Below are 13,363 nucleotides of genomic sequence, written 5' to 3' on the forward strand. Positions count from 1 at the left end.
TGCTGTTCGCCGCCACCGCACCGCGAGAGCCGTGCATCACGCATTCAATTGACTTACAGCGCGATTGAACCCGTCGAGCACCGCGTCCAATATGGCTGGACCGGGCGCTCCCCTCGGTTTGTCCCGTGGCTCCAGGGGTAGGCCGATTCGCGATAGCTCCACCCGGACCGGACACCCACGTCGACTTTTCCCGAGGAGAAGCAGTCATGAATCAGCCCCACGACACCACCGACAAGGACGACTCGCACGAAACCTCGAACGCGCGAGAAAAGGGCATTCTCGAAGGCCACTCCGAGAATGCCGGCAATCTGGCGGGCCCAGGGCCCCACACCGACCGAGACGAAGACCCCGATACGTGAACCCGCGAAGCCGGGCCGACGCGAGGATCAGCGTCGTGAGATTCCGGGACGCCGCTGGTCACGCGTTCGAAGCGAGGTCTTCGATTCGACGCCGTCCCGCCGAAGCTGCCGCCAACAGTTCGTCGGCCGCGCCGCCGGGCGGGCGCGGGTTCGATCATCGCTGCGCAACCGGCCAGTTCAGCTCGGTGCGCAGATCCGTGGGGTCCATGTCCGGAGCGGGCTTGGTCAGGTAGACCTCCCACCGCAGCGGCTCCGCGGCCAGTCCCTGCTCATCGATCCAGGCCCGCAGGTGTTCCCAGGCGGCAGCCAAGCCGTCGAATCCACCGGCGTGCACGATCCTCGCCACGCGGCCCGCGGGCAGGCAACCGGCCCTGACGTCGCGCTCCGGGCGCAGGTCCCGGTCGACCGCGAACCCCACCTCCAGGTCCAGCGCGGCATCGGACTCCGCCCGATACACGCAGAATGCCGGCCCCTCGATCGTCGCGCCTTGTCCGGCGACGACCTCCGGCAGGATCCGGAACGACCGGTCGAAGAAGTCTCGCAAGCCCGCGGGTGGGACACGGTCACGGATAACCGCCGTGGTGACCTCCGGGACATCGAGCAATTCGGGATCGGCCGTGGAGGCGGCAGCCAGGTCGTCGGTCATGATTCTCCTTGATCAGCTCACGGATACTCCATCACCAACGACGCCGTGACCGCCGGAAACTCATCGGTGCCGCCGTGCGCCGGGTCTCATGGTCACGGGCTCGAGCCGAAACAAGCGAAGCTTTGTACCCGCCGGTTCAATCTAATATTCGTCAGCGTACTAGACTGCGGGAGTGGCAGCAGTGACATCGCAAGCCGGACAGGCGGCTTCGCGCGGGCGGATCGACAAACGGCAGGCGATCCTGGACGCCGCGTTCGCGGTCTTCGCACGCCGCGGTTACGCGCAGGCGTGTGTGCAGGAGATCGCCGAGGCGGCAGGCGTCGCCAAGCCGACCATCTACAACCACCTCAACGACAAGGAAACCCTGTTCCGGCACACGCTGGCGGCCGCGGGCGACGCGGTGCTGGCCGAGAACCTGGCGGTGGTGGAACGGTTGCGCAACCCCGGCCCCGACTTGCGCGCCACGCTGGAGGACCTGGCGTACCGGCTGATCCGGGTCTGCTGCTCCGAGCGATCCCGGTCGCTGCGGTGGCTGACCTACGGGCAGGTCGCCCAGTTCCCCGACCTGATCGACATCGTGGTGAGCCGCACGTCCGACCAACTGGCCGATGCGCTGGCCGATCGGCTGGCGCGCCTGTCGCTGTCCGGCCGCTTGCGCGCGTGCGACCCGGCCACCGCCGCGGAACAGTTCCTCGCGCTGATCACCGGCCCGATGGAGGGCCGCTCACGGCTGGGCACGCGCAAGGTCTCCACCACCGAGATGCGCGCGGTCGCCACGACGGGGGTCGACACCTTCTTGCGCGCCTACGAAGCGCCGGAAAACTCGTGAGCCCGTAGCCCTTCCGCTTCGACACGGCATTCGCCTCCACCGTCGACGCGCAGGAGCGCACCGCAGCCGCCACACCCCGGTGAGAGCCGCAGCGCACCCGCGAAGTCCTGCTGCCGCCGAATTCGACACCGAACGACTCACCGTGCGATACCTTGTCGCCGGGGAAAGGACCGACGTGACCGGCGCACCCGAAGATCTGCTCGCGACCATCGAAGCCGAGCGGGCGATCTACCGCACGTTTTATCACTTCTTCCGACTCGCGGACACCGGGGAGAGCGAACGTTTCGTCGAATGTTTCACACCGGACGCGCTGATCGAGTACCGGATCATGCCCGGCCCGGTGGTGCGCTTCCACGGACGCGACGAGTTCACCGCGTACATGAGCCGCGCGCCGAAATCCCAGCGCGCCATGGTGGCGCATGTCGCCGGGCAGGCCACCATCGAGTGGACCGAGGACGGCCCGCTGCTCACCGCCTACGCCACGGTATGGCATTGGTTCACCACCAGGGAATTCGCCGACACCAACCGCCCCGCGGACTGGACCACCATCGGCCTGGTGCAGGACAGATACGAGAAATACGACGGCGAGTGGCTGATATCCCACCGCGACGTACGGCCCGTCGCGGGCCGGGTCGCCGCCGGACGCGGCCCGGCCTGAACTCGCCCCTTCTCGCCCATTTCCCGGCACTTCGCCGCCTTCACGCGACGCGACACCGACTTCTGTGATCGCGAACGCCCGTTCCCGGATGACTTGGCGGTCGTGTCGCCGTTCGCGCCCGCGCGATGACGGCTCGGCGCACGCCACCGAGTTCGCCCATCGGAGTGTCACAACCACCGACACCGCGAAATTCTTTACCGCGCAGGTCAGAAGGGTCGGCAAATCCGCCGCGCCACAATGTCGTCCGCCCGCCTGGACCGTCGCCGGGAGTTGGCCGAAGCGGAGACCTGGTCACCAACGCGGTAACTCTTGGTGAACGATTCGTGCAACGCGAGGGTCCGCCGTATCCTTGGATCCGTTGGGAAAGAGGGGTGATGACCGAACGACCTATGTCATCGCCGCCTACCCTGACCTCCACATTCCCCGCCGCGATCGCATAGCGCTGGCGAAATACTCCCTCCCGCAACGGTTTCCATCGACGATGCGATGTCCACCATCTTCGGCATCGCAGCTCATGCCCAGTGACGACAGTCCAGCGGCAAGGTCTCCTGCGGGCATTTTGGCAACCCTTCAGTAACCCGCAGGCGGGTAGGCCGATGGTTGCCAAATAGCTTGTATCTATTGAGGTTTGGCTATCAATTGCTACAATCGAACCGTGCACCGTTAGTTTAGCTAATCAGTGGCAAAACTTGATTCGGACGCGTCGAAGACCGCGGCTCGCCCGGAGTCCTTCCACCACTGAGGCGGGCGCACGATCCGTTGTCGGCAGTTCCAGGGAGTTCGCTATGGACAATCCGCATGTTCTGGTCATCGGTGGCGGCCCAGCCGGGTCCACCACCGCAGCCCTGCTCGCGAAATCGGGGGTCCGGGTGACCCTCCTGGAACGAGATAAGTTCCCGCGCTACCACATCGGCGAGAGCCTGTTGGCTTCGGTCCTGTCGACCTTGCGCGTCTCCGGCGCCTACGACGCGGTGGCCGCACACGGCTTCCAGATCAAACGAGGTGGCCACTTCCAGTGGCAGGACGACAACTGGTTGCTGGACTGGTCCAAGCTCGTGGACGCCGAGGCCTGGTCCTGGCAGGTCCAGCGCGACGTCTTCGACGAACTGCTGCTGCGCAACGCCGCCGAGCAGGGCGCGCGGGTGATCGAGCAGGCCACGGTCACCAACGTCCTGTTCGAGGGCGACCGGCCGACGGCCGTGGAATGGACCGTCGACGGTGACGACGAAGTGCACACCACCGAGATCGACTTCCTCGTCGACGCCTCCGGCCGCGCGGGCGTGCTGGCCAAACACCAGGTCGTCGATCGGCAGCAGCATCCCGCCTTTCGCAACGTCGCCGTGTGGTCGTATTGGGAAGGCGCACACCTACATCCGGACAGCCCGGAGGGCGCGATCAACGTCGTCTCCACGCCGGAGGGAGGTTGGTTCTGGAACATTCCGCTCTCGAACGGCCGCCACAGCGTCGGCTATGTCGTCTCGGCGCGCAAAGCCGCTCCCAAACTCCGCGAACTCGGCCGAGAGGCGTACTACGCACAGACCATCGCCGACAGCGCGGCGATGAGCAAGTTGCTCGTCGGTGCGCGGCAGGTCGCGGAGGTCAAGGCGGAGCAGGACTACTCCTACACCTCCGACCGGTTCAGCGGTCCGGGCTGGGTGGTCGTCGGCGACGCGGCCTGCTTCCTCGATCCGCTGTTGTCCAGCGGCGTGCATCTCGCGACGTACTCCGGCCTGGTCGCCGCGGCGGCGATCGCGACGATCCTGCGCGGCGAACTGAGCGAGTCCGCCGCGCTGGCCTTCTACGAGGACGCCTATCGCCGGGCCTACACGCGATTCCTCGTCCTGGTGTCGCGGATGTACGAGCAGTATGTGGGCTCGGAGGAGTATTTCGCGCACGCGGGCACCTTGACCACCGGGCACAGCGGCGACACGAAGCAGGCTCAGTTCACCGAGATCATGGCCGGCCTGACCGACATGGACGAGTCCTCGGGCGTGCAACAGCGCGCCGCGACCGCGACCATCATCTCCGCGGCCGAAGGTCTGCACGCGGAGTCGGCGAACCTCGAGTACATGGGCCACCTCGACATGTCCGTCGTGTGGGATCACTGGCGCGATCCGTTGGCGGACACGACGACCGGCCAGTTGCGCATCACGACCGAGCCGGTGCTCGGCCTCACCGATCGGCCGCGGACCGAAGCGGAGATCGCCGCCGTGGCTCGTCCCGTTCTTCCACCGACGGCTGCCACCACCCTTTAGCGCCGGTACCGGCACGGATTTCTCGTGACAGGCACTGCACGGAGCCGGTCGTGACGATCACGCACACCGGCCCCGAACCACCGGGTGATCGCCCGCCCGGTGGTTCGGGATTGCGCACCCACGACGAGATCGGGCGATTCGACCACCCGCTGACCAGGATGCTGCTGGCGAGTGACGGATTCACCACCCCCGCGCTGGCGGCGATTCTTCGCACCGACCTGCAGGTGCGGGTATTGCGTCAGGACGACATCGCGGCCGGTCGGCTGCCGACCACGGTCACCGACGCTCTGGGGGTATCCGGTTCCGATCGCGTCATCGTCCGCCGCTCCTGCCTGGTCAACGCCGAGTTGGTCACCGCATCCATCAATTACGTCGTCGCGGTGCGCGCGGGCGCGGCCGCTTCCGGTATGGACGATGTGCGGGTGCCGATCGGGACCGGACTCATCTCCCGTGGCGTATCCCAGCGGCGGCATCTCCTGCGGACCGGCGTGGTGCGGTGGCCGGACGGTCGCCTCTGCGCGGCACGGGCATACGTCATGACGCTCGGGGATCGGCCGCTCTGCTACATCCGGGAGTCGTTCAACCCGGACGTCATCCCACCCGACCACGCCGCCACGGCCGGTGCCGATCCGCCTTGGGCCGACGAACCGGAACCCGCGCGGCCGGGGTCGTTCCTGGTCGCGAGCCGACTGTTCGAGGCGCACGAATTCCTGGGCAGCGTACAGCGGGGTGCGGACTCCGCAGCGCCACCCGTCCGCTTGCGGCATTCGCGGCCCGGGCCCATACAACCCCACGAATGTGAGGTCCTCACAGCGGATTTGGCGAAGGCAGCACGGGGAGATGGTTTCGTCCTGCACCTCGGTGGCCGCGACGACGCCTCTGCTGGAGCCGACACCAGAACGGTTGCCGCGCGCAGGGCACTGACGTACGCGGCGGCCGCGGTCATGACCCATGGGCTGGGAGCAGCGACGGTCACCATCGAACGAGCGCCCGGACGACACCACGGCGACCTCCGCGCTGTCGCGGCGCTCGACGAGTGGCCCGCCGACCGCTTGCCGATCACGCTGTGCGTGAACATTTTGCGCCGCGCCGCCGACCGGTCGCACGATCCGGTGCGACGCGACCTGCTCCGCGCGGTGAGCGGGCTGTTGCCCGTCGCCGCGATCGCACCGCCGGGCGCCAGTGAACTGCACAATTGGCTACCGCTGCTGCGCATCTCCCGCGAACCGGTCGTCCCGCCCGGCCAGGGACCCGACGAACGATGGTGGGATCGCTCGGCACACCTTTTGTGGCTCGACGATCGGGCGGGGGCTCTCGCCCACGACCGAATGCGGGTCGCCATCCATGCCGGTAACCCTGTCGCGGTGGCACTCGGCTCCGCCACTACGCCGGACGACATCGAGTTCCTCTGTCGCACATTGAATCCGCGGAAAGAGCCGGGGCGGCTCACACTGGTCCCCCGATTCGGCGTCGCCCGTACCCTCGATACGCTTCCGTCCTTGTTCGCCGCGGCCGCCGCGTGTGACACACCGATCTGCTGGGTGTGCGATCCGATGCCGTCCACGCGCATGCCGCACGGCGGCGACTTCGGCGGCGACTTCGGTGCCGACGATGTCGCCGACGTGATTCGCGCGTTCTTCGACACGTGCCGAACGACCGGCACCGTTCCCGGCGGCCTGCATCTCGAATGCGGCCCCGACCCCGTCGAAACGCTTCATCGCGTCATCGCCGCGCTCGAACTGCGGGCCGCCTGGTCACCGCGATGACACGAACTCCCGGCGCGGCGCCGACGGTCCGGTAACGAGAGCCGCGCCACCGCGGGAATCGTTCGCCGGGCACTCTGCGGCGCTCCGGGACTTCGCAGCGCTTGCACGAACAGCGCGGGTCGCAGCGGCGAGTGTCGGTGTGGCGATCGAGCGACGGATTTATTGCCAGCAGCGGGAATCGGATATCGAAGTCGGCGCTATATCATCACCCGGTTCCGTGGACATTGGGCTGCCCTTCTCGGTGTCTGGTTCGATGACACGGAACCGATCACCCATATCGCACAGACGGACAGCTGAGGAATCGAACGAGCTGTCCATATACGACCAGAACCATCGGTAAGTTAGAGACAGATGTTCGCTCTGGTTCTCGCAGCTGCGGATCGGCTACGCTATACCGCTGAGTAGCAATCCATCCGCGCGCGTTTACGGTCGACGATCACGCGCGGAGCCCGTCGCACCCGAGCTCGCGTGCTCGAATTTCGGAATAATTTCGATTCACTTGCTGGCCCAAGCGAATCCGTGGGATTCGCGATCGAACCGCTACACTTTCGTTATTCTTCGGAACGGGTACAGGTGAGGTGCCGCCCGGGTCGGGCGGGGCCGTGTCAGAGGGTAGGCATTTTCCAGCCGTGAGCAAGTGGTCAGAGCTGCGCGAATCCGCTATGGGAGTGGTTCGGTCGAGCCGGCGTGATGTCCGTGGTCGAGTGAGTGTCCGGGTACGCCTGCTGGCGATCGTGCTCATATCGAGCGTCACGCTACTCATCATCGGTGTGGGCGCGGCCGGCTATCTGGTGCGATCCGCCCAGGCGGCCAAGGAATGGGCGGAGCTGGCCAGCAGCACGACGGCACCGGCCGTCCTCATGGTCCAGGCGTTCCAGGAGGAGCGTCGCCTGTCGCTGTTGTCCCTGGCCGGTGACACCGAAGTCGCCCGCGGGCTCGCCGCCGCACGCCAGCGTTCGGACGCGGCGCTGGCGGGGGTGATGGCGAAAGGCGATGCCGCCCGCAAACTGAATCCCGGCGGGTCCGCCTCCGATATCGAGGGCTACAACAAGCTGTTCGCGATGGTTCCGACGCTGCGCGGCGGGGTCGACACCCGGCAGGCCGCGCCGCACGAGGTTTTCGAAGTCTTCAGCGGGGTCATCGGCACGATCATCGCCGCGTCGACCCTCGCCGCCCGGGTGGCGCCGGAAGCCGACATCGCCATGGAACTGAACTACGGCGTCGAGCCCCTACGCGCGGCCGAAGCCCTGTCGATGGCGGACACCCTGGGCGCGGTGGCGCTGACCGTCGGCGAGAACACTCCCGCGCAATTGACCGAATTCAGCCGGTTGGTAGGCGAATTCCGCAGTGAGGTCGCCTACTCCGGCCGCGTGTTGAAGAACAAGCGACTCGCCCAGCTCCAGGAGATCACCGCCGGACCGGCCTATCAGAAGCTCGTCGCGATGCAGGACGCGGTGCTGGTGCGCGGTCCGGTGGAGGCGGGCTCCGACTCCGACGAGTCCACCGGTACCGGCAGGACCCAGAGCGGCCGCTCGGCCTCCAGGACCACGTCGTCGTTGCCCATGGGTGTCGCGGCCTGGCAAGAAGCCTCCGGCCAGGTCTCGGCGGCCCTGCTGAAGCTCTGGGACGACCAGAGCCGCGACGCGCACCAGATCGCGCGGGAGCGAGGCGATGAAACCGCGCGGCATTCCATGCTCGGTGGCGCGGGGGTGCTGTTGGTCGCGACCATCGCCTTCCTCGCGGCGTTGATCATGGCCAATCGCTTCATCGGGCGAATGCGGCGATTGCGGCGCGACACACTGGAACTGGCGGACCAGCAGCTGCCCGATCTCATGGGCAGGCTCGGCCGAGGCGAAAGCATCGACTCCGAGGCCGGGTTGGCCCGACTGGATTTCGGTTCCGACGAATTGGGCCAGGTGGGCGACGCCTTCAACCGCGCCCATGTCGCGGCCGTATCCGCCGCGGTCGCCGAGGCGAAGACGCGAACGGGCGTCAACGCGGTATTCCTCAACATCGCCCATCGCAGCCAGGTCGTGGTGCACCGCCAGTTGGCGCTGCTCGACCAAGCCGAACGCAAGGAGGAGAACGCCGACCAGCTCGAGCTGCTGTTCCAGCTCGACCACCTGGCGACGCGGGCCCGCCGCAACGCCGAGAACCTCATCATCCTCGGCGGCGAGAAGCCGGGTAGACGCTGGCGCAAGCCGGTTCCACTGATCGATCTGGTCCGCGCCGCCGTCGCCGAAAGTCTCGACTACGCCAGGATCCAGACCGGCAGGCTGCCGGAACTCCAGGTGTCGAGCAACGCCGTCGCCGACCTGATCCACCTGATGGCCGAGCTGATGGACAACGCGACAGCCTTCTCACCCCCGCAGGCGCGGGTCGAGGTGTCCGGCGTCGTGGTCGGGCGCGGCGTCGCGGTCGAGATCATCGACCAGGGCTTGGGCATGTCGGAGGCCGACTTCGCCGCGCGCAACGAACTGCTGTCCACCCCACCGGATTTCAGTGTGGTGACTTTGTCCAGCGACACCAGGCTCGGATTGTTCGTCGTCGCGAAACTGGCTCACCGGCACGGTGTTTCGGTACGTCTGGGTGAGTCGGCCTACGGCGGCGTGCGGGCGGTGGTGCTCATTCCGAGCGCACTCCTGCGGTCGGAGACCTCGCCGCGCGAGCAGAGCGACGCTGACCCCATCGAGCCCGTGCGGCCGCAGGCGCCGGACGACCTCCCGCCTCGACCGGCGCCGGTACCGGGCCGATCGGCATGGTTCACCCCGGCCTCCGAGCAACAGGCCCCGGCACCGACCCCGCACAGCGACGACCGTGGCTTCGACACCGCGGCCACACCAGATCCCGGTCCGGCCGCGGACGCCAGGCCGCCGCTCCCACGCCGCCGCCGTCAATCTCCCCAGGAGCAGGAGCAGACGGCGCCCGCCGCCCCGATACGACAGCGGACCGCCGATGAAGCACGCAATCTGATGAGTGCCATCGAGAACGGCACCCGCCAGGGACGCCGGAAGCGTCCCGACTTCGATTAGTCCGCAATCCCCCTCTGCAGAAGGCGACGATGACTACTTCCCAGGGAACCGGCCTCGGTTGGCTGCTCGACGAGCTGGTCACCGGATTGGTCGGAGCGAAATCCGCGGTGCTGCTGTCTTCCGACGGGCTGCTGATCGGCCATTCGGCCCAACTGGACAAGGCCGACGCCGAGCGGTTCTGCGCGATGACATCGGCGCTGCACAGCCTATCCCGCAGCGTCGGCCACCATTTCGACGCAGGCGGCGTCTGCCAGACGGTGGTGGAACTCGACCACGCCGTGCTGTTCGTCACCACGGCCGGAACCAACGCCTGCCTGGCACTGCTGGCGTCCGAGACCGCCGATATGGGTATGGTGGCCTACGAAATGAATCAGACGGTGCAGCGAGTCGGAACACATCTGTCGGTCGACACGCGCCCGCACCCACCCGCTTCGACACAGCCATGAGTTATCAGCACGATCCCTGGTACGAGGAAGACGCCGGTCCGATGGTCCGGCTCTTCGCCATCACTCGCGGCCGGGGTCGTGCCGTGCGCCCGGAACTGAACTTGGTCACCCTGGTGGTCGATGGCGCGCCGGGCACCGCACTGCGGCGCACCGAACCGGAATACGCCGCCATCGTGCAGCTTTGCCGCACCCCGCAGTCGGTAGCGGAGGTGTCCGCGCGATTGAACCTGCCGCTGACGATGACGAAGGTCCTCATCGGCGACCTGCTCGACGACGGCAGGCTGATCTACCGGTCGGCGGAGCCCACGGTCGGGTCCGAATCGGATCTCGGTCTCCTGCGCGCGGTGCTCGACGGCATTCGCGCGCTCTGACCCGACCCCGGCCGGTATTCAGCTCAACCGCGCGACAAGCCTTTTCGCGTTCATGTAGGCGATCGCCTCGATCGAGACCATGGGGTTGACGCCCGACGCGGTGGGGAAGCTGGAGGCGTCGGCGACGACGATGTTCGCCACCTCCCACGTGGCGCCGTCCGGGTTGGTGGCCGAGGTTTCCGCTGAGCCGCCCATCCGCGCCGAACCCATGATGTGCAGTGCGCCCAGGGAGCATTGCCCCGGTCCGTACCCGGCGGCCCGGCACGCGGCGGCGAAATCGGCGTGCGAGCCGCGGCGGCCCGGTTCGTAGGAGACGCCCGCTTGGTGCCCGGAGAAGATGCGCTGCGCACCCGCTGCTTCCAGAATGCTCGCCGCCCCCTCGAACCCGGTGTGCAAATGGGCGGCATCGTAGTCCGACAACCGGTAGTTCACGATCGGCTCACCGCCGCGATCGACGGACACGGTGCCCGAATCGCGGTCGCGCGTGATGATGCCGATCGCGTTCGAACGCGCGAAATCGAGCATGGTGGTCCGATGGTTCTCCGCGCCGCGCCAGCTCATGAACCCGGTGGCGAGACCGGGATGAATCGGCCCGGTCTCGTAGATCACGCCGTAGCCGTTGCCGTCCAAATCGCTGTGCTCGCGGCAGATCCGGGTCTGCAAGCCGCCCTCCCACGGCCGGATCTCTTCCTCGAACACCCCGAACACCGCGGCCGCCGGGTGCAGGCGCAGATGGCGGCCGATGTTCTGGTTGCGCAGCCCGGAGCGCCGCAGCAACGCCGGAGTCTGGATCGCACCGGCCGCCACCACCACCGCACGAGCGCGCACCTCGATCGCCACGCCGTCGGACGTGACCGCCGAAACGCCTTCCGCGCGACCATTTCGCACACTGATCCGCCGCACGTCGGCGTCCACGACCAGTCGCGCGCCCCGATCCGCCGCGTCGGCGAGCCAGGTCTTGGTCACCGACTGCTTGGCGCCCAGGCGGCAGCCGTAACCGCACCGGCCGCACTCCACACCGGCGTCGCAGGCGTCGGTCACGTTGCGCGGCAACGTGTCCACCGCCCAGCCGAGCGCGCGGGCGCCGCGCTCGAGAACGCCGTCGCGAGCCGACAGCACCGACCGCCGATCGGTGACACCGAGCCGCCGCCGCACCACGTCGAGCGCGTCGCCGAATTCGTCCTCGGCGAACTGGGCGGCGCCCAGGGCGGCCCACTCCGCCCGGACATTCTCCGGCGTCGGCAAAGACGTACTCCAGTTGACGACCGTCCCACCCCCTAGGCACGTGCCCGCGACGAGGGTGATCTGACCGTCGGCGGTGCCCGGCGGCCCCGGTGCGTACAGGTGTTGCAACCCGTCCAGCTCGCCCGCGCCGAAATCGCGGTCGTCGTAGTAGTTTCCGCGTTCCAGCACCACGACGTCCAGGCCCGCTTCGGCCAATACCGCGGCGGCCACACCGCCTCCGGCGCCGGAACCGACGATCACTAAGTCACAGTCGAATTCGGTCGTCTCGGTGCAACGCAGCGGTGTCAACACGGGTGCGGGCGCCGTGGTCAGCGGACCGGCAGGGGCCGGATACCCGATCTCCTTCCACAGCGGATTGACGCCCGTCGGGCCGGGAGTGATGTTGTAGGACAGCAGCGACGCTTGTTTGAGCGCCCCGAAGATCACCCGCACGGATTCGAAACGCGAATCGGCCAGCCGCAGCAATGCCCGTTCCCGCTCCTCCTGCGAAAGGCGGGAGAAGCGCCGGAGACCGCTGCCGGTGAGCAGGCCGGTCAGCCGGGAATCCCACAGGTTCAGCAGCGTGGCCAGTTGCTTCTTCTCCGCCTCGCGCGGATTGCGCCCCAGCAGTTGGAAGACGGTGTCAACGGCTCCGAGCGCGCTCGCCGACGGCAGCGTCAACCCGTCGCCGGGGTTGAACGTGTCGCAGATGACGTTCATCGCCGCGCGTTGCTTGGCTGTTGGTTCCATGTCGAACAGTCCCCTTCGTTTCGCCAGTGAGTTCTATCACACGACATGAACAACCACTAACTAAAAACCCGTTTGCCCTGGTTATTTCGGATCGCGGGAAAGAATGCATGGCCACATAGCGTTCACGCCCTGATCACGATCGCGGCCGCGTAACCGACCGCCAGGAACGCGTGCACGACCGAGACGAGCGCCTTGCCGAGTTCCGCCGTCGGGTTCGCGCCGGTCCGTGGCCGCGACAGCGACCACCGGGTGAAGGTCCGCTCGGCGTGCACCGCGAGGCGCAGCAACTCGGCGCGATACGACCCGAGCAGCGGTTGGTCGCACGCGCCCAGCGCAGCGGCGGTGAGATGTGCGCAGCGACCTATCGTCATCACGACTTCGAGCACCTCGTCCGGCACCGACGTCACGAGGCGGGCGTCCGCGAGCGCGGCTGCCGCCCGGATTCGTTCGACGACGCGGCCGAGCGCCCGCCCGAGTTCGGACAACTGCGCGGCGTCGGCGGCCACGGGCTCGGACTCCAGCGCGGCGGTCAAGTTGCCGATGACCACGCCGAGCGCGTGCTCGACTCGGCGCGAGCGCTCGAGTATCCCGGAGACATCCACCGGCGAGCATCCGAAGTCCGCAAGCACCGTCGCCGCCTCGACCAGGGTCGCGGCCGCCGCGCGAAAGTAGATCTCGGTAGTCGCGCTCGCCGTCGGCGTGCTCATGCCCACTCCTCGGGTAGTCCCTCGATCAGCCGCGATTGGGATGTCGACGCCGCCCGGACGGCGTCGGCCGGGTAGCGTCGACAACCTCGCGCCGCCCGGGTAGCAACCACACCGAACTACCGCAGTCGACGATAATGATTCATAACATATAGCTTCTCCATACTGGTAGATAGCCCTATATCACTTGGAACACACATTTACTTAACGGTAGGGTGAACTGCTTGTGGCCGGATCAGCTACGACCAGGCACCGGACGCGCGGGATGCGGACGAGCGGAGCGGCTTCCCTCCGCTCGCCGCGAACTCCGAGCCTTCCACGAG

Annotated in this window: 11 protein-coding genes; 8 read left to right on the forward strand and 3 right to left on the reverse strand. The window is 67.4% G+C overall.

All coding sequences use genetic code 11. The features are described 5' to 3' along the window. The first annotated feature begins 206 nt into the window (after positions 1-206). A complete protein-coding gene (locus ACFV2O_RS24480; protein WP_379253803.1) occupies positions 207-359 on the forward strand; it encodes a hypothetical protein in 153 nt (50 codons plus the stop codon). A 154-nt stretch (positions 360-513) separates the two neighbouring features. Here the strand turns inward: ACFV2O_RS24480 and ACFV2O_RS24485 are convergent, their stop codons facing one another. Continuing rightward, positions 514-1,005: a GyrI-like domain-containing protein gene (locus ACFV2O_RS24485; protein WP_379253804.1), complete on the reverse strand. Its 492-nt coding sequence runs from the start codon at positions 1,003-1,005 to the stop codon at positions 514-516. A gap of 172 nt (positions 1,006-1,177) precedes the next feature. On the opposite strand from ACFV2O_RS24485, the gene ACFV2O_RS24490 reads away from it, so the two are divergent. The 7 genes from ACFV2O_RS24490 (at position 1,178) to ACFV2O_RS24520 (ending at position 10,362) form a co-directional block, all read left to right on the forward strand. Beyond that, complete coding sequence (locus tag ACFV2O_RS24490) at positions 1,178-1,834, forward strand: TetR/AcrR family transcriptional regulator (protein ID WP_379253805.1); 657 nt, start codon at positions 1,178-1,180, stop codon at positions 1,832-1,834. Positions 1,835-2,009: 175 nt separating this feature from the next. Beyond that, positions 2,010-2,492, forward strand: coding sequence for a nuclear transport factor 2 family protein (locus ACFV2O_RS24495; protein ID WP_379253806.1), 483 nt, complete (start codon positions 2,010-2,012; stop codon positions 2,490-2,492). 785 nt (positions 2,493-3,277) lie between these two features. Then, positions 3,278-4,747: an NAD(P)/FAD-dependent oxidoreductase gene (locus ACFV2O_RS24500; RefSeq protein ID WP_356965660.1), complete on the forward strand. Its 1,470-nt coding sequence runs from the start codon at positions 3,278-3,280 to the stop codon at positions 4,745-4,747. 50 nt (positions 4,748-4,797) lie between these two features. Continuing rightward, positions 4,798-6,513, forward strand: coding sequence for a 3-deoxy-7-phosphoheptulonate synthase (locus ACFV2O_RS24505; RefSeq protein ID WP_379253807.1), 1,716 nt, complete (start codon positions 4,798-4,800; stop codon positions 6,511-6,513). 704 nt (positions 6,514-7,217) lie between these two features. Beyond that, a complete protein-coding gene (locus tag ACFV2O_RS24510; RefSeq protein ID WP_379253808.1) occupies positions 7,218-9,545 on the forward strand; it encodes a nitrate- and nitrite sensing domain-containing protein in 2,328 nt (775 codons plus the stop codon). 29 nt (positions 9,546-9,574) lie between these two features. Further along, positions 9,575-9,991, forward strand: a complete 417-nt coding sequence (locus ACFV2O_RS24515; RefSeq protein ID WP_379253809.1) for a roadblock/LC7 domain-containing protein — start codon at positions 9,575-9,577, stop codon at positions 9,989-9,991. Beyond that, the gene (locus ACFV2O_RS24520; protein ID WP_379253810.1) at positions 9,988-10,362 is read left to right on the forward strand and encodes a DUF742 domain-containing protein; all 375 of its coding nucleotides are present in this window, start codon (positions 9,988-9,990) and stop codon (positions 10,360-10,362) included. Before ACFV2O_RS24515 ends, ACFV2O_RS24520 begins: the two co-directional genes overlap by 4 nt. 18 nt (positions 10,363-10,380) lie before the next feature. Here the strand turns inward: ACFV2O_RS24520 and ACFV2O_RS24525 are convergent, their stop codons facing one another. Then, complete coding sequence (locus ACFV2O_RS24525; protein ID WP_379253811.1) at positions 10,381-12,336, reverse strand: GMC family oxidoreductase N-terminal domain-containing protein; 1,956 nt, start codon at positions 12,334-12,336, stop codon at positions 10,381-10,383. A gap of 122 nt (positions 12,337-12,458) precedes the next feature. Next, complete coding sequence (locus tag ACFV2O_RS24530; RefSeq protein WP_379253812.1) at positions 12,459-13,043, reverse strand: hypothetical protein; 585 nt, start codon at positions 13,041-13,043, stop codon at positions 12,459-12,461. Positions 13,044-13,363: the final 320 nt, after the last annotated feature.

The organism is Nocardia sp. NPDC059691, assembly GCF_042733915.1.
GTDB classification, from domain to species: Bacteria; Actinomycetota; Actinomycetes; order Mycobacteriales; family Mycobacteriaceae; genus Nocardia; species Nocardia sichangensis.